This window comes from Petrachloros mirabilis, from assembly GCF_975968855.1.
Window position 1 is genome coordinate 1 of sequence record NZ_CDLUDY010000132.1, and the last position, 3,207, is coordinate 3,207.

At 55.2% G+C, this 3,207-nt stretch carries 4 protein-coding genes; all 4 read right to left on the reverse strand.

Annotation, left to right across the window (positions count from 1 at the left end; translation table 11 throughout):
- Positions 1 to 37 precede the first annotated feature (37 nt).
- Positions 38 to 520, reverse strand: coding sequence for an rRNA maturation RNase YbeY (gene ybeY, locus ACWVCN_RS05325; protein ID WP_455244488.1), 483 nt, complete (start codon positions 518 to 520; stop codon positions 38 to 40).
- Positions 520 to 1,578: a PhoH family protein gene (locus ACWVCN_RS05330; protein ID WP_455244489.1), complete on the reverse strand. Its 1,059-nt coding sequence runs from the start codon at positions 1,576 to 1,578 to the stop codon at positions 520 to 522. The genes ybeY and ACWVCN_RS05330 overlap by 1 nt, the downstream gene beginning before the upstream one ends.
- Before the next feature lie 144 nt (positions 1,579 to 1,722).
- On the reverse strand, positions 1,723 to 2,712 hold the full coding sequence (locus ACWVCN_RS05335; protein WP_455244490.1) for an Ig domain-containing protein: 990 nt from the start codon (positions 2,710 to 2,712) through the stop codon (positions 1,723 to 1,725).
- 15 nt (positions 2,713 to 2,727) lie between these two features.
- Positions 2,728 to 3,207: hypothetical protein (locus ACWVCN_RS05340; protein ID WP_455244491.1), on the reverse strand; the 480-nt coding region annotated here is incomplete at its 5' end.

The window sequence follows — 3,207 nt, forward strand, 5'->3', positions numbered from 1 at the left end:
ATAGCAACCACCTGCCCTCCGTTCTAAGCTGGAGAAATTACTTTCGTATGCTCCTGGCTCTCACCAAACGAGGGGCACTCCCCAGTTTGCGACGTACCATCTTTTCCCGCCGTAGCATCCGGCGCGCCTCCATCTCGCTCCGTTCATGATCGTAGCCGCACAAATGGAGCATTCCGTGTACAAGCAACGCGATAATTTCTTCATCTAACGATCGCTGATCTTCTCTCGCCTGGGCCATCGCCTTCGGAAGGGAAATCACCACGTCACCCAACGGCTTGGGCCTCGCATTTCTGATACGAGGCACTGTGGCATCTCGCTGTGCAAAGGCGAGAACGTCGGTTGTCCGGTCCTTCCTCCTATATTCCCGATTGAGCCTGCGCATCTGGCCGTCGCCTACGAACAATATCCCCACATCTGCCGACGATTCTCCCAGTTCGGCAAGCACTCTCTGGACGAGCCGTCGAATCCGAGACAGGTGAATCGTCGCGGATCGAACCCGAACCTGGATCTCGACGGACATTAGTGCGGTTGGCCCCCGGGATTCTTGGAAGATACAGGATGAGGTGGTACCGGCCGGCCTTGTGATGGCTGCTTCCGACGCCCGTTTTGAGAAGGAAGCGGAAGGGTCTGTCCGGGAGGCTGATGTTGGTCGTAGGCTTTAATAATATCTTGCACCAATTTATGCCGCACCACGTCGCGTTCATCGAAATACACAAACTTGATACCCTCAACTTGGCGCAGAATGTCGCGTACCTCGATCAAGCCGGACACCCGATCAGGAGGCAGATCGATTTGTGTAACATCTCCTGTCACGACCGCCTTCGAATTGAAACCCAGCCTTGTAAGGAACATTTTCATCTGTTCCGCGGTCGCGTTCTGAGCCTCATCCAAAATTACGAACGAATCGTTCAGAGTACGCCCACGCATGAACGCTAGGGGAGCAATTTCGATATCGCCCCGCTCAATAGCACGTGTCGCCCGTTCCATATCCATCATATCGAAGAGTGCATCGTACAAGGGACGGAGGTAAGGATTCACCTTCGCAATCATGTCGCCTGGCAAGAACCCGAGTTTTTCACCGGCCTCGACAGCCGGCCTCGCCAGAATGATGCGGCTCACTTCCCGCTTCAAGAGGGCGCTCACCGCCATCGCCATCGCCAGATATGTTTTGCCCGTTCCGGCAGGGCCGATTCCAATGACAATGTCATAGTTCTCGATCGCTTCGATGTACGCTTTCTGCGTCGGTGTTTTCGGTGCCACGAAGCGTTTCTTGGTGACGATCGTGGTCGCATTCGAGAGCAACTCTTTCAGAGGAATTTCAGGACTTTGCCGAATGGCCGTCAAGGCGTGCGAAACATCGTCGGGCTGGATCAGCATCCCTTCATTGGCCAAATCAGCCAACTCGGTCAAGACGCGTTCCGCATACCGAGTGGCTTCGAGATTGCCGTCGAGGGTGAGTTCTTCGCCGCGCGCCGATAAGCGCACACCAAGGTCTTCTTCGATGAGCTTGAGGTGCCGGTCGTGATGACCGAACAGAACTGCGGTATTGGTGCCTTCTCGTAGTTTGAGCTTACGCACGCGGACGCTTAGGGCAGCCTCCTTCCCTTCGACTCAAGAACTTATTCTAGCAGAGCGGCCGAAGGAAACCAACCGAGCGGGGTCCATGGGCTGAACATTCGTGAGTGGGACGAGCTTCTTCTCCGGTGTGAACCGCCTGAGCCGTTAAGAATGTTCTGCCGGCTTCACTAGTGAAAGTTCGAATTCTTGCGAGGCGAACCCTCCCTGCGAATCTTTGGCCACGACACGCACTGAAAAAACACCCTGCGCTTCCGGCAAAGGATTCCATCTGATCTGACCCGTCTTCGAATCGATGGTCATGCCTGGTGGTGCAACGTCCAACGCGTAGGCAATGGGATCGCCGTCTGCATCGGTCGCTTGAACCTGATACGCATAGTGGCCGCCGTCAGGGGCAGAAGGAGGACGGGACACGATTATCGGCATCGAATTGGACAACGTGAACCGTTCAGTGGCAAGCGTGGGTTCATCAGATATCCCATCTGCGGCGATGACATCGAGTTGAATGGTGTCCTTCGTCGTCATACCAACTAAATCCAAGTGATTCGAATCCCCCTCCTTGAGCACTTCATCATTCTTCCGCCATCTGTACGTGAGCGTGACAGCATCATGATCCGGATCGTTGACATCAACTTGGGCCAACAGCTGCCGCCCACTAACCGAAGGGTCGAAATCGACGGTAATATGCGACACGATTGGAGGCGTATTTGCCACGACGACCGGTTGAGTCATAAACGGCGCTCCGTCAATAGTTCCATCAGTGGGGATAACCTCAACCGCTACTTTATCCCCCCGCTTCAACAATTCCGGCGGAAGCGCATCTTTCATTTGCCCGGCGAGGACTTGCCCATTGACATGCCAGCGGTACCTGAAGCCGATGGTGTTGAGATCCAAATCTTGGGCCTCGACACGAACAGTGGGAGCTGAAGAGAGCGTCAAAGGACTCGGAACAATGGTTGCGGATCGGATGACGGGAGGATGGTTGGCATCAGTGGAAGTCGGGCCAGCTGTCTCACTGCCTTCGCCAGACAAACAGCCTGAGATAACCAACAGAGTGGCTAACAGCCCTGTTGCGGGACCCGACCAGGGCAGGGCACGAAATAACGTGCTTCGTGCCCTGCCATCAGCCTGAGACATGATTTGCCTCACCGATCAAATCCGCTGGTTGATCCATGCCATGAACTGACTCCAGAGCACCGCCGGCGGCTTCGGTGACATTTTATTGATGGCCGAGTTGCTGGACTGGAAGTAGCCTGTCATCCCGGTCGGTTCCGCACTGATCTGGATGGCCACGGACGAAGCCACACCCTGACCACCATCTAATGCCCTGACCGCTTGACCACTCGCGTCGACCCCAAAGATCGGATCGGAATAGCCCGTTCCGGTCAGGTAATAGAGGCCGTAAATCTTGCTTGTGCCGATTGCCACGCATACATCTCTGTTCGGGGTAAAGGTCGGGAAAAAGACAGCTCCGCCAATCAGGGTTGGATTGACGAGGCTGCGTTCAGCCCCCAAATCAGTCAAACCGGAGTTTGTCGCAAGCTGGATGACCCACCCATCCATCGATGGAATGCCGGCTGAGGCGTTGCCTTGAATTTTATCGGTCAACTCCGAGAAGGTCGTCACGCTTCC

What these genes read in the sequence shown, in the direction of transcription:
- ybeY (WP_455244488.1), bottom strand. Translation starts at nt 520, where the DNA reads ATGTCCGTCGAGATCCAGGTTCGGGTTCGATCCGCGACGATTCACCTG.
- ACWVCN_RS05335 (WP_455244490.1), bottom strand. Translation starts at nt 2,712, where the DNA reads ATGTCTCAGGCTGATGGCAGGGCACGAAGCACGTTATTTCGTGCCCTG.